The sequence below is a fragment of the Luteibacter aegosomatissinici genome, assembly GCF_023078495.1.
Classification (GTDB): Bacteria; Pseudomonadota; Gammaproteobacteria; order Xanthomonadales; family Rhodanobacteraceae; genus Luteibacter; species Luteibacter aegosomatissinici.
Genome location: NZ_CP095742.1, coordinates 490,099 through 508,165 on the forward strand (window position 1 = coordinate 490,099; position 18,067 = coordinate 508,165).

At 63.7% G+C, this 18,067-nt stretch carries 15 protein-coding genes; 11 read left to right on the plus strand and 4 right to left on the minus strand.

Annotated elements, in window-relative coordinates:
• The first annotated feature begins 8 nt into the window (after window positions 1–8).
• The 9 genes from gspD (at window position 9) to L2Y97_RS02205 (ending at window position 11,740) form a co-directional block, all read left to right on the plus strand.
• Complete coding sequence (gene gspD, locus L2Y97_RS02165; RefSeq protein WP_247432382.1) at window positions 9–2,153, plus strand: type II secretion system secretin GspD; 2,145 nt, start codon at window positions 9–11, stop codon at window positions 2,151–2,153.
• Between the two features lie 21 nt (window positions 2,154–2,174).
• Window positions 2,175–4,685, plus strand: coding sequence for an ATP-dependent helicase HrpB (hrpB, locus tag L2Y97_RS02170; RefSeq protein ID WP_247432385.1), 2,511 nt, complete (start codon window positions 2,175–2,177; stop codon window positions 4,683–4,685).
• A gap of 137 nt (window positions 4,686–4,822) precedes the next feature.
• Entirely contained in the window at window positions 4,823–6,034 is a 1,212-nt protein-coding gene (locus L2Y97_RS02175) for a hypothetical protein (RefSeq protein WP_247432388.1), read from the plus strand.
• Complete coding sequence (locus L2Y97_RS02180; RefSeq protein ID WP_247432391.1) at window positions 6,031–6,924, plus strand: hypothetical protein; 894 nt, start codon at window positions 6,031–6,033, stop codon at window positions 6,922–6,924. The genes L2Y97_RS02175 and L2Y97_RS02180 overlap by 4 nt, the downstream gene beginning before the upstream one ends.
• 17 nt (window positions 6,925–6,941) lie before the next feature.
• The gene (locus L2Y97_RS02185) at window positions 6,942–8,120 is read left to right on the plus strand and encodes a hypothetical protein (protein ID WP_247432393.1); all 1,179 of its coding nucleotides are present in this window, start codon (window positions 6,942–6,944) and stop codon (window positions 8,118–8,120) included.
• Entirely contained in the window at window positions 8,117–8,914 is a 798-nt protein-coding gene (locus tag L2Y97_RS02190) for a hypothetical protein (RefSeq protein WP_247432396.1), read from the plus strand. Before L2Y97_RS02185 ends, L2Y97_RS02190 begins: the two co-directional genes overlap by 4 nt.
• 160 nt (window positions 8,915–9,074) lie before the next feature.
• On the plus strand, window positions 9,075–9,713 hold the full coding sequence (locus L2Y97_RS02195) for a hypothetical protein (RefSeq protein WP_247432399.1): 639 nt from the start codon (window positions 9,075–9,077) through the stop codon (window positions 9,711–9,713).
• 204 nt (window positions 9,714–9,917) lie between these two features.
• Window positions 9,918–10,967 carry a hypothetical protein gene (locus tag L2Y97_RS02200; RefSeq protein WP_247432402.1) on the plus strand — a complete coding sequence of 350 codons (1,050 nt, stop codon included), beginning with the start codon at window positions 9,918–9,920 and terminating at the stop codon, window positions 10,965–10,967.
• On the plus strand, window positions 10,964–11,740 hold the full coding sequence (locus L2Y97_RS02205; protein ID WP_247432405.1) for a hypothetical protein: 777 nt from the start codon (window positions 10,964–10,966) through the stop codon (window positions 11,738–11,740). The genes L2Y97_RS02200 and L2Y97_RS02205 overlap by 4 nt, the downstream gene beginning before the upstream one ends.
• Window positions 11,741–11,756: 16 nt before the next feature.
• Here the strand turns inward: L2Y97_RS02205 and L2Y97_RS02210 are convergent, their stop codons facing one another.
• The 3 genes from L2Y97_RS02210 to L2Y97_RS02220 are packed head-to-tail and all read right to left on the minus strand — an operon-like array spanning window position 11,757 to window position 14,177.
• On the minus strand, window positions 11,757–12,476 hold the full coding sequence (locus L2Y97_RS02210) for a pseudouridine synthase (protein WP_247432408.1): 720 nt from the start codon (window positions 12,474–12,476) through the stop codon (window positions 11,757–11,759).
• Window positions 12,477–12,480: 4 nt separating this feature from the next.
• The gene (locus L2Y97_RS02215) at window positions 12,481–13,248 is read right to left on the minus strand and encodes an ABC transporter permease (protein ID WP_247432411.1); all 768 of its coding nucleotides are present in this window, start codon (window positions 13,246–13,248) and stop codon (window positions 12,481–12,483) included.
• The gene (locus L2Y97_RS02220; RefSeq protein ID WP_247432414.1) at window positions 13,245–14,177 is read right to left on the minus strand and encodes an ABC transporter ATP-binding protein; all 933 of its coding nucleotides are present in this window, start codon (window positions 14,175–14,177) and stop codon (window positions 13,245–13,247) included. Before L2Y97_RS02220 ends, L2Y97_RS02215 begins: the two co-directional genes overlap by 4 nt.
• Window positions 14,178–14,259: 82 nt before the next feature.
• On the opposite strand from L2Y97_RS02220, the gene L2Y97_RS02225 reads away from it, so the two are divergent.
• Window positions 14,260–15,006: an FAD-binding oxidoreductase gene (locus L2Y97_RS02225; RefSeq protein ID WP_247432417.1), complete on the plus strand. Its 747-nt coding sequence runs from the start codon at window positions 14,260–14,262 to the stop codon at window positions 15,004–15,006.
• Window positions 15,007–15,079: 73 nt separating this feature from the next.
• Window positions 15,080–16,360 carry a peptidase MATCAP family protein gene (locus L2Y97_RS02230; RefSeq protein ID WP_247432419.1) on the plus strand — a complete coding sequence of 427 codons (1,281 nt, stop codon included), beginning with the start codon at window positions 15,080–15,082 and terminating at the stop codon, window positions 16,358–16,360.
• Between the two features lie 5 nt (window positions 16,361–16,365).
• On the opposite strand, the gene L2Y97_RS02235 is transcribed toward L2Y97_RS02230, so the two are convergent.
• Window positions 16,366–17,976: a zinc metalloprotease gene (locus L2Y97_RS02235; RefSeq protein WP_247432422.1), complete on the minus strand. Its 1,611-nt coding sequence runs from the start codon at window positions 17,974–17,976 to the stop codon at window positions 16,366–16,368.
• Between the last annotated feature and the right edge of the window lie 91 nt (window positions 17,977–18,067).

Consider the following 18,067-nt stretch of genomic DNA (forward strand, 5'->3'; position numbering starts at 1 on the left):
ACACGACCATGCAAGCTAAGAAACTGGGGGTGGCGATCGCCACCGCCCTGCTCGCGACCGCCTGTGCACAGGCGCCATCACGCCTCGCAGGCAATCTCGAGCGGGAATCACTCGCCGACCTGGCACGGCCCGTTCCGGCGCCATTGCCGTTGCCAGCGGCGCCTGCCAGCACCGAGCCGGGAGAGCCCTCGCCTTCGGTCATGCATGGGGCCGCCACCGTATGGCGTCCTAAAACCCTCGACACACCCAGGGCTGAAGCCAAAGGCGAGGGCACCCTGACCTTCAACTTTGAAGATCAACCCGTCGAGGCGGTTGTACGTGCGATCCTGGGCGATGTACTGGGCGCCAACTATGCGATTACGCCTGGCGTCACAGGTACGGTCTCATTTTCTACAGCACGTCCTGTTCACCGCGAGCAGGCCTTGCCCATTCTTGAGACGCTGCTTAGTTGGACCGGGAATGCATTGGTGCATCGCGAGGAACGTTACGACGTGATGCCTCGCCGCGACGCCGTCGCGGGCCGTGCCGTGCCTAAGCTTGCGGCAGCGGCACCCAGGGATGGCCATGCCGTGCGGCTGTTTCCATTGCGTTACGTCAGCGCGAACGAGATGGAGAAGCTGGTCGCACCGTTCGCAAGCGCCGATGCCATGCTCCTGGTGGACCCGGTTCGCAACTTCCTCGTGATGGCGGGCACTCCGGAAGAACTCGACAACTACGCGGCGAGCATCGAAACCTTCGATGTCGACTGGGTCAGCGGCATGTCGGTTGGCGTATTCCCGCTCAATCACGCAACGACGCGCGAGATTCTCCCTGGCCTGGAGCAGATGTTCGGGGCGAGGGGCAAATCGCCCGCGGCAGGTCTCGTGAGGTTCCTGCCCATCGAGCGAAGCAACGCGGTGGTCGTGATCTCCACCCAGGCGGACTATCTCGCGCGTGTTGGCGAATGGATCGAGCGCATCGATCAAGGCGGAGGAAACGAGCCGCGACTTTACGTCTACGATGTGCGCAACCTGCCCGCGAGCGATGTTGCGCGGCATATCGGCCAGATATACGGCGGCTATCTCTCCATTGGCGATTCCGCTGGCGGCGTGGCTCCCGGCCTGGCGTCCGGCCGAGTCGAAGGCGGGCTGGATGATGAAGCGGAGGACAACGCAGCTGAACGCCCACAAGTCGATCCGGATCCGGATTTTTACCAGGCGCCGTCCCAAGGCCTGGGTGGTGCCAACCATGACCTTCGCATTACCGCCGTCGATGCAAACAACCAGGTGCTGGTTCATGCAAGGCCAGCCCAATGGAAGGGGATCCGCGATGCGATCGAGCGCCTCGACGCATTACCTCTACAGGTGCAGATCGAAACGCGCATTCTCGAAGTGTCGCTGCAGGACAACTTCCGCTTCGGCGTGCAGTGGTATCTCGAGGGCCTGGCGGGTAGCAGCGGCAGCGGCAAACCTACACAGCCCGGTAACCAGCAAGGCTGGGGCCTTGGCCGCAACCCGCCCGCGCGTGGCGGCGCCGATACGTTCTTCTATTCATTCATCAACAAGGACTTGCAGGCCGTCGTGCGTGCGCTTGAAGAGGATACGCATGCACGGACGCTTTCTGCGCCCTCGCTTGTGGTCGTCAACAACCGCCACGCGCAAATCCTTGTTGGCGACGAGGTGCCGGTTACCCAGACCTACGTGAATACGCAGTCGGGTGGCAGCAACGAAGTGGGGCAGGTCAGCTACAAGAAAACAGGTGTCATCCTGAAGGTTCGGCCGCGGGTCAACCCTGGCGGTCTTGTATACCTTGATGTCACGCAAGAGGTTAGCAAGGTCGGTGAGACGACAAACGCCTCGGGCAATGCACCGATCGAGAAGCGACGCCTGCAGACCGAAGTGGCCGTGCAAAGTGGCCAGACGGTGCTCTTAGGGGGCCTGATCCGCGAGATGGGAGCGCATGGCCGAAGTGGCGTACCGGGGCTGTCGCGAATACCGCTGCTGGGCCACCTGTTCGGCAACCGCTGGGATAACAACCAGCGCACCGAGACCCTGGTCCTTATTACGCCCCGGGTGATCGCCAGCGCCGAGGACGCCCGTCGCGTAGCCGACGATTACCGGCGGCGCTTCCGTTCACTTGAGCCGTTTGCAAAGAAGGCGGCGGGCGACGGGTGAGGGCGGTAACATATACGCCGCATGGCTGCCGTTTTCCCCATCACCTCGCTTCTGCCCGATATCGTCGCTTCGCTCGCGGAGCGGCCCCGGCTTGTGCTTGAGGCCCCTCCAGGGGCAGGTAAAACCACGCAGGTGCCGCTGGCCTTGCTGGATGCCCCATGGCTGGCAGGTCAGCGGATCCTCATGCTGGAGCCGCGACGTATCGCCGCCCGCGCGGCAGCCACCTTCATGGCCGGCCAGCTCGGCGAAGAGGTGGGCGCAACGGTGGGTTACCGCATCCGCTTCGAATCCCGGGTTGGCCCGCGTACCCGCATCGAAGTGGTCACCGAAGGCATCCTCGGGCGGATGATCCAGGATGACCCTTCGCTTGAGGGTGTCGGCGCGGTGCTGTTCGATGAGTTCCACGAGCGGCACCTCGCAGGCGACCTGGGTGCGGCACTGGCGCTCGATGTCCAGGCAAGCCTCCGGCCTGACCTCCGCTTGCTCGTCATGTCCGCAACACTCGAGGGTGAGCGCGTTGCGCAGTGGTTCGATGCGCCACGCATCACCAGCCCGGGGCGCAGCTTTCCCGTCGATTGCACGTACCCGCCCGCGCGCGCGCAGGAATCCATCGAGCAGCACCTTGCCCGAACCGTGCAACTGGCACTGCGTGAAAACGACGGCGACGTCCTGGCGTTTCTCCCGGGTCGTCGCGAAATCGAACGCACTCGTGGCATGCTCGAGCGGCTCGATGGCGATGTCGATGTCGTGGTGCTGCATGGCGAACTTTCCCTAGCCGAGCAGCAGTTGGCCCTTGCACCGGCGGATCCCGGCACGCGGCGTGTCGTGCTGGCAACCAACGTGGCCGAATCCAGCGTAACGTTGCCAGGCATTCGTGCCGTGGTGGACAGCGGCCTCGCGCGCGAGCCGCGGTTCGATCCCAGCTCAGGGTTCACGCGACTCGATACCGTCACGATCTCGCAAGCTTCCGCGGACCAGCGTGCGGGGCGTGCCGGCCGCGTGGCCGCCGGGCGTGCTTACCGGCTGTGGCCGCAGAGCCGCCGGCTCGAACCTTCCCGCACGGCGGAGATCGAGCAGGCCGAACTCTCTGGCCTGGCGCTGGAATTGGCTGGTTGGGGCAGCGATGCGCTGCCATGGCTCGATGCACCGCCTGCGGGCGCGATGGGCCAGGCGCGGGACCTGTTGCGCAGGCTCGGCGCCATGGACCCATCCCTGAAGATCACCGCACTTGGACGCGAGATGCTGGCGCTCGGCGCGACGCCAAGGCTCGGGGCGGCGGCTATGCGCGCGCACGTCGAACAACGGCCGCTGGTAGCCGATCTTCTGGCCCTGGCAGAAGCACGTTCCCCTTTGCGTGGCGATGCCGCGCGTAACGATGATTTCCGCCAGCGGGTACATGCGCTGCACATGTGGCGCGATGGGGGTGCACGTGCGGCGCGGCTTGCTTCGGCAGATACCGGCGCGCTCGCCGCCATCGACAAGGCGGCGACCGGCTGGCGTCGCCGTCTCGATATCAAGACCGCGGCCAGCGGTGTACCCGATGCCCACGCTGTCGGCGACCTGTTGGCCCACGCGTTTCCCGATCGCGTCGCGCGACGTGACGACACTCAGCCGCTACGTTATCAACTTGCGAGCGGACGCGGCGCGCGCCTTCACGAAAACAGTGCGCTCATCGGTGAGCCGTGGCTGGTGGTGCTCGATCTTCGCCTGGAGGCACGTGATAGCCTGATCTATGCGGCGGCCCCCCTCGATCCGGACGTGCTTGAGCGCGAGCACGCCGATCGTTTCGTCACTGAGCGTGTCATGCGCTGGGATGATACGCGCCAGATTGCCGAGGCCTTCGAGGAGCGCCGCTTCGATGCGTTGGTGGTTGCGCGGAAGCCAGTGCCGGTGCAGGGCGATGATGCACTCCCCGCATTGCTGGCCGCGGTGCGTTCGAAGGGCGTTGCCAGCCTGCCATGGACCGAACACGCCCTGCGGTTGCGCGCGCGCATCAATGCCCTGCGCACGTGGCGTCCGGAGCTGGGCCTGCCCGATGTCGGCGACGAAGCCCTGGGGGATGCCCTGGAAAGCTGGCTTGCGCCGTACCTCACGGGGAAGCGTCGCCTGGAGGCATTGCAGGCATCGGACCTTGGCGATGCCTTGGCCTCGCTGCTTGACTACGAGCAGCGACGAACACTTGATGCGCAGGCGCCTGAAGACCTTGCCGTGCCCAGCGGCATGACGCGTCGGCTGGAATACGGCGTGCGCGATGGTGATCCGGGTGCATCGCCGGTGCTTGCCGTGAAGCTGCAGGAGCTGTTTGGCCTGGCCGATACGCCGCGTGTCGCCGACGGACGCGTTGCGGTCACGCTGCATCTTCTCTCACCGGCTGGCCGGCCCATCCAGGTGACGCAAGATCTCTCCGGCTTCTGGAACCGTACTTATCCCGAAGTGAAGAAGGAATTGAAGGGGCGTTATCCCAAGCATCCGTGGCCCGACGATCCCTGGACCGCCACCGCCACGCACCGGGCGAAACCACGCGGGACGTGACACGACCGCGGCAGCGTATCGGATTCTTCCTACATGACGACCGGGCGCGAACGCACGAGCTAAGACGGCAAACACCGGTATCGGTACGCGCCGTGAATCGGTGAAATGGAACATCCCTCGACATGGATGTTTAACCCGTGGCCTCTTCCCGATCGGCTTCCGTGCGTGCACGCGCTTCGGTCACCATCGCCTTCCTGGGCGTCATGCTGGTCGCTTGCCCGACCTGGGCATCGCCCCCCCAGCCGGCCAACCGGTTTCATCTTGCACCGCGTGCCGGGGACGCATACCAGGCATGGACGCGCGCAGCGCTTCATCAACTGACCGAGACGCCGTCCGCGAGCTTCGAGCCGTTCATGCCTGACCCCCAATGGGTTGCTGCACTTCTTGACGAACCGGCCTCGCCATACAGCGATCTTCGTCCCGCCGTGTTCTCCTCGGATGTGATTCGCGGGTTACCCGGGTCCATGCAAAAGCGCCGGGCCATCGCATGGGACCTGGGCCTCGACAAGGCGCTTACCGGATACCAGGCCCGTGCCCAGCGCTTTTCGGCTGACGTTGAAACGCAGTGGCCTGCCGTGCGACCGCATATCATCAAGGCCGGTGTGAAGCCGTATTACCTGCACCGGGCCCACGAGCACGGGGGCGGGGCCAGCTATCCTGCGCTGACGGCCGAGTTGGCCGTCGCGGCGCAGACTCTCCGCGATTGGGTGGATTCGACACCGGAATCACTTCGTGATGCGGTGGGTGTGCGTATCGATGTGCTGCGTCGATTCGAAGCGACAGGTGATCGAGAGCCGCTTTCGGCGGACGATCTGGCGTACCTGGCCGATATCCTGCGCGGCGAGTTATCGATGTTCCGCGCGGGAAACGTGAATATATTCGGCCAACGCGAGCTGCCCGCGCCGTTGCGTATCGCACGCGCGGCGGCCGCCAGCTGGTTGGCCGTGCGAACATCGGCAGCACCCGAATGCCACGAGGATGGCAGCGTGAATCGTTCGCACGCGGCTTCGCGCCCGGAGGATCCTGCGCGGCCCATGTGCTTCTCCGACGCGACCGACAGGGCAGTGTATGCGTGGTATCTGGCCGAGCGAAACCGGGAACTGGCCGCGACGCTGGATACCTGTGAAGGCGGTCCGGTGTTGTGCGAACGGCTGCGCCGGGCCTTCGCAAGCGTGGCCCCCACCTGGATGGGTGCGTTCCCACGCGCTGTCATGCGCTACGCCAATCACGCCGAGGTCGCTGAATTGCTTATGGCGCAGGATGTGGACGCAGGTGCACCGGGCGATACCGCGTACCTGCATCTTCTCCAGCGGGCCCATCTCCTTGTCTACCCAGGAGACCGTCCATGAGCTTGCGACGCACGCTCGCGCGAGGGGTCCTTGCGGCCTTCCTGGCGCTCCCGCAACTCGCGTCGGCCCAGGCCTTCATCCAGCGCGAAATACGCGACGACCCGCGTGGCAGTGTGATCGCCCGCCTACTTTCGGCCTTCAACGCACATGCAGAGCCGATGTCGCGCTGGTACATCGATGCGCTAGGCGGGCGCCACGTCAACACGGGTGAGTACGCGTCCTTCTCCCGCCAAATGGAGACCGCGACGTTCGTGAGCGCCACCTATGCCTACACGGTGGGGGGTGAAACGCGCCACCGGATATATCACGCGCGAAGTGGCCGCAACGAGCCTGATACCGGGTTGCCAGGCGTGCAAGCATTGCGTAGCTACAGGGATTACGTTGATGCCACGCAGCCGGGCGTCGTCGCCTGGGATCAGATGCCGCCGCCGTCCAGCCACGTCACGCATAGCCCCCTTGACGACGGGAGGCACGCGGACGCTCGCCGACGCGATGCCGAACTGAAGATCGCGCGCCGGATCGAGGCGGATATCCGCGCCGGCGTTGTAGCGATGGGCGGGTGGTTGAATGTGTACGCGAGCCAGGTGCCGTGTGGTTCGTGCGAGCAGGCTCTGCTGGAACTATCACGCCAGGCCGACATAAGTGTGCACATCGCGTACCTGGGTCGTGGCAGTGCCGCCTATAGACGCTTCCAGCGGCAGCGCGAGGCATTCATGACGACGATCCAGGTGGCTGCCAATGGCGGTCAACGGAATACATTGCACATCGAGTCAACCGTCGCGCTGTGTGACCGCGCCTGCCTTGGCTCGGATGATGCCGCTAACGACCAGTCGAATGAAATTGACGATTCCCCCGCCCGGAGCGGTGCCGAAAGTGCACCAGGGCCATAAAAGGAGTGATACCTGCCATGAGAAACACAGGGGCGTGCGCCATCGCGGCCACGCTATTGACCATGCTGGCTACCGCACCGGCCTCCAGCTTCGCGAGTTCGCGGGTGGGGCCACCGGCCGGCGACATCCTCTCAGCCTGGGTGCGGCAGCGCCTTACCGACGTACCGGCGCACGATCAACTGGTAGCCGATAACGCCGTTACGCGCGATATGGTGACGCTGCCCGATTCGATCTACACATGGGTCCGCAACCAGCCCCTCGGATTTCGGGGCAGTGTCTGGACACGTGCCTTCTCGTCGCTGGCAACGAACGGCACACCCATGACACGTGCCGAGGCCACACAGGCCATCGCCTGGGACCTGGGAATGACAAACGGCTATCCCGGAATTGTCGATCCGGTCTTCCCGGTACCCGTCATGGGCGATGCCTGGGCGGGCACCCAGCTCGCGAAGGCGGGCGTGACGGAGGAAATTGCGCGCAAAGCCCTGGCACTGACTGGACACGGTGCATCCGCGGTCGCTGCGAACTATGCCGTGGCCGTGCAGATCCTTGTCGACAAACTGGCGTGCTTCGATGCGACGCAATGGCCCGCGCTGGGCTTGCGCAAGGATGTGCTTGAGCGCTTCATGCTCGCGACGAGTGCGGCGGATCTGCGCAACTACGACCTGGTGTACCTCGTTCGGCTTTTGCAAGGCGAACTTTCCACGTGGCACGCCGGCGAGATCGCCTCCTCAGGCCGTCGCGAATTACCCACGATGCTACGCGTAGCGCGTGTGGCCGCCGCGTTCCGTGACATGCAAGGATACGTCGCCGATCCCTGCAATGTTGACGGGTCAGCTCGCCTCGGTGTCGCGGCGACCCACCCGGACGACGCAACCAACGCCATGTGCATGGTCGCTGCAACCGATCGCGCAGTACTCCGTTGGTACCTGCAAAGCCTCGATCGCCAGACCGATCCGGTGCGGGTTAACTTTGTCACTGCGGTAGCCTTGCGCATGAGCAGGTTCCTCCGGCCCATGCGGCCGCTCTGGCTCGGTGTGCTCGGTAAGGACCTGCAAAGTTACGGCTCGCACGTGGAAGTGACCGAAGCCCTCGTCGCCAGCCAGCTGGTGGATGATGAGTCGACCGAGAGTCGCGCGGAGCGCTACAACGAGCGCTTGGCCATTTTTCTCTGCGATAAGGATATCGAAGGATGAAGAAGGTGTTGATTATTCTCGCCATGGCAGGGCTTACAGCTGTGCCACCGGTGGAGGCCTACGAGTGGACAGTGAACGCATTTGAGTCGGATCCGCGCAACGTGGTCATGGCGCCGCTTATCGAGGCTTTCCGTTTCCACGCGGAGCCAGCCGCCGTGTGGTACCTGGAGCAACTGGATGGTGACCTGGTCAGCCGCAGGCGGTTCGATACGTTCAGTTACGCGATGGCCCGGGCGACCTACGCAGCGTTCGAGTACACCTACCTGCGCGACGGCGAGAGCGTCACCCGTATCTACTACGCCATGTCCGGACCGGCAAACCCACCCACGGGGCTGGCTACATCACCCAGTCCACTGGTCAATTACATGGTGGAAGATGCCACGCGCATCCATGCCCACCTGCTGGCCGACGACAGCACGAGGCTTGTACCAACGCAGCTGGAAGACGAGCCGACGGAGAGCCTGCACCAGCGTGATGCAGAGCTGAAAGCCGCTCGCTCAATCGAGCGTGATATCCAGCGTGGCATCATTACCCGTGGTGGCACACTGCACGCGTTCATCAGCCAACCCATGTGCGACTCCTGCCAGCACATCATGCATCAGCTCGGGCGCTACTACGATATCGATATCAACGTGGTGCACCTGGAAGGAAACCTGAGCCAGGCGTACCGGCAGTTCCGGCTGATGCTTAATCGGTATATGGATACGGTGCTTGTGCGTATTCAACGCCCCGGTCATCCGCATCCCACGCCGCCGCCATCGGCGGGCATGTGCGCGCGCCTTTTTGTTCGCTAACCGTCATGACGCCGATGTGCATATGACCACTAAAGGGCGATGTATGACGCGTGTCTCCCATGCGTTTTCGCATGCTTTCGGCGTGCTTCTCACTACAAGCCCGGTGCACGCCGTCACTGTCACGGATGTCCTTGACGACAGTGGCGGCGCGACCGTAGCCATGCTTCGCGAATCCTATGACATCCATGTCGAGGCGGCAGGGCGGATGCTTCAGGGCGCTGCGGGTGCGAACCTTGCCACCCCCGAGTTGAACCGCCTGGCCCACCGCTGGATCAGGGCGACGGTGGCTCGCTTCGAGTACACGTATCACGCAGGCGGGCGCGAGCGTACGAGGGTGTATCACGCGATGTCGGGGCGTGAAGCCGATGAGATCCTCGGCCTGCCCGTAAGTGAGGCTTCGGGCCAGTACGTGGGCATAGCGGCGAGCCGCCGGGCATCGATCGAAGCGGCAGCCGGTAGCCAACTCGCCGTGCCGGAGCCTGGGCATCGGCTGGACGCAGAGGTAAAGGGGTTTCGTACGCTTGAGCGTGATCTGGTGGAGGGTAAGGTTCCCGCCCGTGGCCGTCTCCGCATCTGGATCAGTCAGCCGATCTGCTCGTCCTGCCGGGCCATGGCGTCGTCTTTCGAGACATCGTACGTGATCGACACGACGATTTTTCAGTGGCGGCGGTCCGTGGGCCCCGATGACGTAAGCCTGTTTCGCAAGCTTGACCAGCATCGACGGCTCGGAAGTTCGACATTGAGGGCGTGGCGCCGCGCGGGTTCCGGGGTAACGGGTAGGACAGGATGTCTCCCCTAGGCGAGTAGGGGTTCGCGGATTCACCTACGGAATCCGCTTACGGTCCCTTCAGTCTTTTCCTACAGAGCGCGTCGCCTCAGCTGTGCTTCCATAGGCATGGGCTGTGCCATGCAGCCCATACCTATGGAAAGACAAGGATTGTTAACCATGACCATATACGCACGAAGGCTATGCCTGGCCGTGTGCCTGGGGCCGGCGGCCGCAATGGCCGATTCAACCGTGACAGATGATCTTCCTGAGCTCCTCGTGCAACTTTCCGTCCAGAAGGAAGGCGATACGCCGAAGATCCTGGAGGACGACTTCGCACGCAATCTGTTGTTGATTAATCCGGCGTCACCCTATAGCGACAGGCGTGACGCTGATGACATCGTCGGCGATGCTGGGTGGCAAGGCGTGCCAGCGATGGCGGCCGTCAGTGATCACGAAATTGTGCTGGCTTACGCGCGGAGGATGGGATTAACCAAAGCTCGCCCCGGCATAGACGTCCCTGTTCATCCGGGTTACGCGCGATACGATGCGTTCATTGGCGCCCAGGCGACGAAGGCGGCCATTGACGAAGACATTTTCCGGCAGGCGCTGGAATACGCAGGCTATAGTTCCGCGGCGATCGTCGCAACATATGCCGTGGGCGCGCAGGTACTTCGCGACCAGCTCCGGACGGTGCCGGCCTCGAAGCACGAGGGGCTAAACCTGCGGCCTGACGTGCTGGAACGCTTCATGGCGCTGACGGCTTCCGATGTGATTGATGATTACGACGGTGAATACCTGCAGAGGCTATACAACAGTCAGGTTCTCGACTTCAGACCCGGCATATCGCCATCCATGGCCGTACCCTACATTCCCGCACCGTTTCGAGCGGCACGGATCGCGGCTGCCTATCACGATATGTCCGGATACTTCGGTGGATTTCCCTGCCAGAAGGATGGACGACTCAACCCCGCCTTCGCTGGTACGGGCGAGGAAGGCGATACACGTGCCCTTTGCTTCGTGGATGCAAACGATCAGGACGTCCACGCGTGGTATGTCGGCCAGCTACAAAACCAACTCGATGGGGTGAAGCGTTATCCGGAGAGCACCAAGGAATCGGCACTTTCGAAGCTGCTGAGACCTATCGCCATCATTGGCGAAGTGGCCGGGATTGCGTCTTTCATCAACTTCGCGACGGGTATCCGTGCGTGGGTCAAGGGGATGATCCCCTCGAAGCCCGTACGGAACATGTACGGCAACATCGGCCAGAAGGTGTGCAAGCTATGAGCCAGTTTCCCCCCAGGGTCCTCATGCAGCGCGCGAGCGTCATTGTGCTGGCGCTTGCGGCTCAGGCAGCACACGCGGAGCTCGATGTGCAGGCAGTGCCCACCGACGAACCAGCGACCGTCGTCGTGAATACCCTCGCCAGCTCCGTTGACGCGGAAATCGCCCTATTCACTGATAGACGTGATTTGCTGAAGGGCACGGACAATGAACTGAGTTCACAAAAGACCAGGGACTATATCGCCAAGGGACGAAGGGCGACCTACGCCACGGCCGAGTACCGAACCTTAGAAGCGGGTAAGTCCGTGACCTACACCATTTTTGCCCGGTCGGGTGCGGACGATGCGCCATGGGACCCGAAGAACTATGTCGGGTCCGATCGGAAAATCATCGCCCGGGCCTCACACGGCGAGTTTATCCATCAGGTTCATCACTCGCCAGGGCTAGACAAGGCGGTCGTCGATGCGGAACTCAAGGTGGCGCGAACCATTGACTATCTTAAGACGACGGCAAAGGTCCCCAGCGCCGGTGACGTTTACATGTGGGTGAGTCAGGCTCCGTGCGCGTCCTGTAATACCATTCTGAAGCAGCTCGATACCCGCGTCATACCCGGTAATCGAATCTTGGTCCGCTATCTTCCAGCTAATGCCAAACGTGACCTCGGCGCTCCTTCGGCCCAATTCAACCTGAAGCGAAACCGTGCCTTGGAGGCCATAGGGAAGCCTGGGTCGAGCCTCGAACGCCATCCGTCACCCGGCGGCCGTTCCTGTCTCTAATGGGTGTGCCGGGCCGTTACCAGCGCGTACGGCCCGGCAACAACCCCTTCAGCTCCGCCTCGGTCAGGTTTCGCCACTGCCCCGGTTTGAGGTGACCCAGTTTCACATTGATGATGCGCACCCGGCGCAGCTGCGTGACGCGGTAACCGAATGCCGCCGCCATCAGGCGGATCTGCCGGTTCAGGCCCTGGGTCAACGTAATGGCGAAGCCGAACTTGGCAATCTTGCGTACCTTGCACGGCTTGGTCATCTGGTTGTGGATACGCACGCCACGCGCCATCCCGGCCAGGAACTCGTCAGTCACGGCCTTGTTCACCGCCACGAGGTATTCCTTCTCGTGGTGGTTTTCCGCGCGGAGGATCTCGTTGACGATATCGCCGTTGCTAGTCAACAGGATCAGGCCTTCGGAGTCCTTGTCGAGGCGGCCGATCGGGAAGATACGCTGTGCGTGATCGACGAAGTCGACGATGTTGCCGTCGACCGTCGTATCGGTGGTGCAGGTGATGCCGACGGGTTTGTTCAGGGCGATGTACACGCCGCGGTTCTTCGCCGATTCCGGGGCCGCCGTACGCGCTACGACAACCTCGCCATCCACCTTGACGACGTCACCGTCCAGGGCTTTCGAACCCATGCCGACGACTTCATCGTTGATCATGACGCGGCCGGCCTGCAGCAGCTCATCCGCCTCACGGCGGGAGCACAGGCCGGATTCTGCAATGTACTTGTTGACCCGCATGGCGTTAGGAGCGCAGCCCCACGCCACGGCTGAGCAGGCGCAAAGCGACCGCCGTGAGGCCCACGACGAACACCAGCATGACGACGAACGCGGTAACGATGGGTACATCGCTCACGCCTAGCACGCCAAAGCGGAACGCATTCACCATGTACAGGATGGGATTCACCAGCGAGATGCTGTGCCACGGTTCGCTAAGCAGGTCCACCGAATAGAACACGCCACCGAGATAGGTAAGCGGGGTCAGCACAAAGGTGGGAACCAGGGCGATATCGTCGAACTTCTTGGCGAACACCGCGTTGACGAAACCGGCTAGCGAGAACACCGTGGCCCCCAGCAACACCGAGAAGAACGTGGTGAGCGGGTGTGCGACGTGCAGGTCGGTGAAGAACAGGGCGATGAACAGCACCAGTGCGCCAACAATGAGGCCACGGGTGACCGCGCCGGTGACATAGCCGAGCAGGATCACCCAGTTAGGCATGGGCGAAACCAGCATCTCTTCGACGAACCTGCCGAACTTGGCACCGAAGAACGACGACGAAATATTGCCGTAGCTGTTGGTGATGATGCTCATCATGACCAGGCCGGGCACGATGTACTGCATGTAGGTAAAGCCATGCATGGTGCCGATGCGGCTACCAATCAGCTTGCCGAAGATGACGAAGTACAGCGTCATCGTGATGGCCGGCGGGATCAGGGTCTGCGTCCAGATGCGCAGGATGCGCACGATTTCACGCCGGACGATGGTGCCCAGGGCGACAAGATGGTTGCTCATGCGGCGCTCTCCCGGCCGTGTTCCACCAGGCGGACGAACAGTTCCTCAAGGCGGTTGGCCTTGTTGCGCATGGACGTGACCGTGATGCCGTTCGCCGATAGGGCGGCGAACAGTGAATTGAGATCGTGGGCGCGCGACATCTCGGCTTCCAGCGTATGGTCGTCGATGACGCGCAACGTGACACCGGGCAGGGCGGGCAGGTCGCCGCCAGCGCGGTTCACATCCAGCACGAAGGTTTCGACATCCAGCGTCGATAGCAGGCTCTTCATCGTGGTGTTCTTTACGATGCGGCCCTGGTCGATGATCGCGATATTGCGGCAGAGCTGCTCCGCTTCTTCGAGGTAGTGCGTGGTCAGGATCACGGTGGTGCCGGCGGCATTGATGCCGCTGACGAACTGCCACATGGAGCGGCGGATCTCGATATCGACGCCCGCGGTGGGCTCATCGAGGATCAGGAGCTTTGGCTCGTTCATCATCGCGCGGGCGATCATGAGGCGGCGCTTCATACCACCGGAAAGCATGCGCGCCTGATGGTGCGCCTTATCCCACAGGCGCAGCTCCTTCAGGTACTTCTCCGCCCGCTCCGAGGCCTCCGCGCGACCAATGCCGTAGAAGCCGGCCTGGTTCACACAGATATCGAACGGCTTCTCGAACTGGTTGAAGTTGATTTCCTGGGGCACCAGGCCGATGAGGCGCATGGCCTCGCTACGGCGCTTGTGAATCGAGACCCCGAATACCTCGGCATCGCCCGATGAGGCGTTGACCAGGGACGACAGGATGCCGATGAGGGTGGACTTGCCGGCGCCGTTAGGGCCGAGCAGGGCGAAGAAATCCCCCGGCTCAACGGTAAGCGAAACCCCTTTCAGGGCCTCGACGCCGTTGCCGTAGGTCTTGCGTAAATCTTTGACGTGTAAGGCAGGAGTGGTCATGGGCTGCGCCGGAATGACAAGCCGCCTATTATACCGGGCTTTGCCGGGCGACCTTGTTCCCTGGCGTCAACAGAGACTTTCCATGGCCGAACAATTCCAGCTCCGCCTCGCCGATAGCTTCATGCTCGCCCCCGCGGTGCGGCACATGGCCTTCGAGCGGGTGGACGGCCAACCCCTGGCCTTCGTCCCGGGGCAGTTTCTCCAGGTCCATTTCCACTATGACGACGGCAAGGCCACCAAACGCAGCTACTCGGTAGGTACTGTCGGCGACGGCGCGGCGCCGGTCCAGCGAATCGAAATCGCCGTTTCCTACGTGGAAGGTGGGGCCGCCACCGCGCTGCTGAGCGGCCTGGAAGCGGGCGGGACCATTGATGCCAGCGGCCCCTATGGCCGGTTCTGCCTGATGGATGGCGACCAGAACAAGCGCTATATCCTGATCGCGACGGGTACCGGCGTGACCCCGTACCGGGCCATGCTGCCCCAGATCGAGGCCCTGATAGCCGCCCGTGGTTGCCGGTTTGTGCTGCTTTATGGCGCCCGCAACGAGACCGAATTGCTCTATGGCGAGGAATTCGATGCCTTTGCCCGTAAGCACGAGGGTTTCGATTTCCACCCGTGCTTCAGTCGCGGTGCCCGCCCCAATCCACGCCCGCACGACCGTCTGGGCTACGTGCAGGACATGCTGGCCGAGCTGGAGCCTACCGCCGACCAGGATATCGCCTACCTGTGTGGCAACCCGAACATGGTGGATGCGGCGTTTGCGGCGCTGAAGGAACACGGCCTGGCCGTGCAGCACATCCGCCGCGAGAAATACATCAGCTCACGCTGATCGATGGCCTGGCGGCCACGGGCGCGAACGGCGTCCCCGCGGGCGCCGTCCCGGGCGGCATATACTGCCGCCCATGCACGCCAAGGCCGAAACCGCCCCCCTTTCCCCCGAGATGCGCCGCTATGCCGAGCTGGACCAGCGCCTGCTGGCCGCGGTGCGCACGATCCGGATCCTTCCCACGGTGTCCTGGCCGGCATCGGTGGAGGAGCGCCTTATCGAGGAGTTCGGCGCAGGTCGGCTCTCGTTACCCGATATTCGCTACCACCGGCCCGAGTTGGGCGAGACCCGGCGCGAGCTTGAGGCGATTGAAGCCGAGGCCTGCGAGGACCACCCGATTGCCGAGTACCTGCGGCGGACCGCCGAATCGTGGCGGATCGCCACCCAGATGCTCGATGCTGCGGGCACCGACGGCGTTACCGAGGCCTCCGTGCTGCTTTATGGCCGTCCGGGGGATGCCATTCCCGGTAGCAGCCGGAGCAATCTGGATGCCGCCGCGTACTTCGTGAACCTGGCCGATGAGCTGGGCGCCGATCTCGAAACGGAGGATGCCGCTGGGCACATTAGTGCCGAAGAACTCCGTCGCGACATGACGGCGAAGCTCGATGCATTCTTTGCCCCGGGCACCATCGCCGTTGAAGTGGACCCGGAACTCACCGCCAAGGCGGCCGCCGGTGCGACCCGCATCCGCCTGCGTGGCGGCGCCCGTTTCACCGAGTACGACCGCCACCAGTTGCTCGCACACGAAGCCTTCGTTCACTCGCTGACGGCGTTGAATGGCCGCGAACAGCCCGTGCTGGCGTCGCTGGCGCGCACCTCGCCGCGCGTTACAGCCACTCAGGAAGGCCTGGCCGTCTTCGCCGAGCTCATGTCGGGCGCCATCGATATCTCTCGCCTGAAGCGCATCAGCCTGCGCATCCTGGCGATCGACATGGCCATGAATGGCGCGGATTTCGTCGAGGTGTTCCGCTATTTCCGTGTGTGCGGACAGAATGTTCCCGATAGCTTCCATTCGGCCCAGCGCGTGTTCCGTGGCGTACCGCTGACCGGCGGCTCCGCGTTCGCCAAGGACAACGTGTACCTGACCGGTTTGCTGGCGGTGCACACGTTCTTCCGTTGGGCCCTCCGCCAGCGCCGCCTGGACCTGTTGCGCAACCTGTTTGCCGGCAAGCTCGCCCTGCACGATGTGATGTCACTGGAAGCCCATTTCCAGAACGGTGATATCGCCTCGCCCCGCTACCTGCCGCCGTGGATGCAGCACGTGCACGGCCTTGCGGGAAAGCTGGCATTTTCCCTGTTCGTCAACCACATACACATGGCGGGGGTCGAGGCCGAGGAAATTTCCCTCGGCCTGTAAACGCGTCAGCGAATACGGAACGGCGCCGGCGATTCGGCGAAGAACGGGCGCCAGTCACACGACAGGCGCAGGCGAGCATGCTGTGTCGCCGTACCGGCCGGTAGTGGAATGGCCGCGCTGCCTGTATTCGCCACGTCGCGCGCTACGGCTTGCCAGGTCGATCCGTCATCCAGGGAAAGCGATGCCTCCAGGAAGTGGCAGGAAATCGGCGCCAGCGACGTTCCGGCAGGATCCCAGCGAATGCCAAGCGGCTGGCCTGCGCTGCCGTCCGGTACGGGTTCCATGGCAAAGGCGCGGCCGGTATCTACCACCTGCACGCGTGCGTCGTCGGTCGCCACGGTGGCCGTTTCGCCGCCGTTGTCGCGCACTGTCAGCCGGAACGACAGCCAGCGTGATCCCTGGGGAAGGCCGGATGTGAATACCCGGCGAGCCGTCGGCCCAGGGGCCGCCGCGCGGAAGCCATGCTGGCCGTCGAGGTCATCCCAGGCGTAGGAGAGGCGACGCCCCGCGATGCCGGGCTCCACGGTCGCATCGAGCCAGAAAGGCGTGCGCGCCGGAATCACCGGCGGATCCGCGAGCGATTCCGGATCGATCCACGGCGCGATCGCGTTGATCATGTACTTCCTGGCGCACGCGCCCCCGCGCGAGGCCAGCCAGTTGCGAACCCGGGCGATGCTCACCCCATCGAACGCAAGGCAGTGCCAACAACGCGTCTCACGAAACGGGGCTCCCAGTTGATTACCGAGCACCAGGAGGAAGTTGGCAAAGGCGGCATCCGGATCCGCACCGCCACTCCACGCCGCCGCCTTATGCGTGGCGAGATAGTCCGCGTCCATGGCATCGCTGCAGCTGGTTCCGGTCTCGGTTTCGCCCCCGTCGAGCCCCAGCAATGCATGGCCGAGGTCGTAGCCGCTGGCGGGGAGGCGTCGGGTGATGAGGTTGGCCGCTGCAGAACGCGGCTCACCCTCGCGCAGGGGATCACGGCGGTGGTCCGCCACCATGAGGCGATCGTCGTGCGCCGCCAGGGTGAGGTGCACGCCAAGGTCGTTCTCGAGCACTTCGTTCGCCCGGTTAACCAGGTGAGCCGCCGCGCCAAGCGCCGCCTCCCGCGTGCCGCCGTTCGCGGCAGTGAACGCGCTGCCGGCGGCCAGCGCGAGGCGGAATTCGTACCTGACGTTACCGGCAGCCGAAGGGGCCAAGGTGTCCATGGTCGCTGGCTGGGGAAGCGTGAGCAATGCCGGTGCAGCGGACGGTGGCGGCGAAAACGCTGGCAATGGTGACGCGGCCGTTGGCTGCCATTGGCCGTCGGCTTCGCGCAGGCTCATCCGTGCCTGGCCACCTGCGTAGTCCAGCCGCACGCTGCGCCCTGCGGTATCGCTGCCGCGGAAGCTGCGCATCGTGGGGTAACGGCGCAGCAGGTCGCGCGGCAGCGTGCGCGAATCCCACAGCGTGAATGCCGAGGTCGCGCCATCGGGCAAAGGGAGCGAAATCACGGTACGAGCCTTGCCATCGGCAGCCAGTTCAAAAAGCCTGGCGCGAGCATCGCCAAGCGAATCGGCGGCCGCGGCACACGACCACGGAAGGAGCAGGAGAAAAGCGTGGACAGGGCGTCGCATGGGGGCCTCGTGGCGTCTGTGGGAGGCCATTCAGCGTACGCACCCGCACGGTTCCGCAATGCAGGTATGCAGCCCGATGATGCGTAGGGGT

Coding starts and splice junctions, on each gene's coding strand:
- gspD (WP_247432382.1), top strand. CDS start 9: ATGCAAGCTAAGAAACTGGGGGTGGCGATCGCCACCGCCCTGCTCGCG.
- hrpB (WP_247432385.1), top strand. CDS start 2,175: ATGGCTGCCGTTTTCCCCATCACCTCGCTTCTGCCCGATATCGTCGCT.
- L2Y97_RS02180 (WP_247432391.1), top strand. CDS start 6,031: ATGAGCTTGCGACGCACGCTCGCGCGAGGGGTCCTTGCGGCCTTCCTG.
- L2Y97_RS02185 (WP_247432393.1), top strand. CDS start 6,942: ATGAGAAACACAGGGGCGTGCGCCATCGCGGCCACGCTATTGACCATG.
- L2Y97_RS02190 (WP_247432396.1), top strand. CDS start 8,117: ATGAAGAAGGTGTTGATTATTCTCGCCATGGCAGGGCTTACAGCTGTG.
- L2Y97_RS02195 (WP_247432399.1), top strand. CDS start 9,075: ATGCTTCGCGAATCCTATGACATCCATGTCGAGGCGGCAGGGCGGATG.
- L2Y97_RS02200 (WP_247432402.1), top strand. CDS start 9,918: ATGGCCGATTCAACCGTGACAGATGATCTTCCTGAGCTCCTCGTGCAA.
- L2Y97_RS02205 (WP_247432405.1), top strand. CDS start 10,964: ATGAGCCAGTTTCCCCCCAGGGTCCTCATGCAGCGCGCGAGCGTCATT.
- L2Y97_RS02210 (WP_247432408.1), bottom strand. CDS start 12,476: ATGCGGGTCAACAAGTACATTGCAGAATCCGGCCTGTGCTCCCGCCGT.
- L2Y97_RS02215 (WP_247432411.1), bottom strand. CDS start 13,248: ATGAGCAACCATCTTGTCGCCCTGGGCACCATCGTCCGGCGTGAAATC.
- L2Y97_RS02220 (WP_247432414.1), bottom strand. CDS start 14,177: ATGACCACTCCTGCCTTACACGTCAAAGATTTACGCAAGACCTACGGC.
- L2Y97_RS02225 (WP_247432417.1), top strand. CDS start 14,260: ATGGCCGAACAATTCCAGCTCCGCCTCGCCGATAGCTTCATGCTCGCC.
- L2Y97_RS02230 (WP_247432419.1), top strand. CDS start 15,080: ATGCACGCCAAGGCCGAAACCGCCCCCCTTTCCCCCGAGATGCGCCGC.
- L2Y97_RS02235 (WP_247432422.1), bottom strand. CDS start 17,976: ATGCGACGCCCTGTCCACGCTTTTCTCCTGCTCCTTCCGTGGTCGTGT.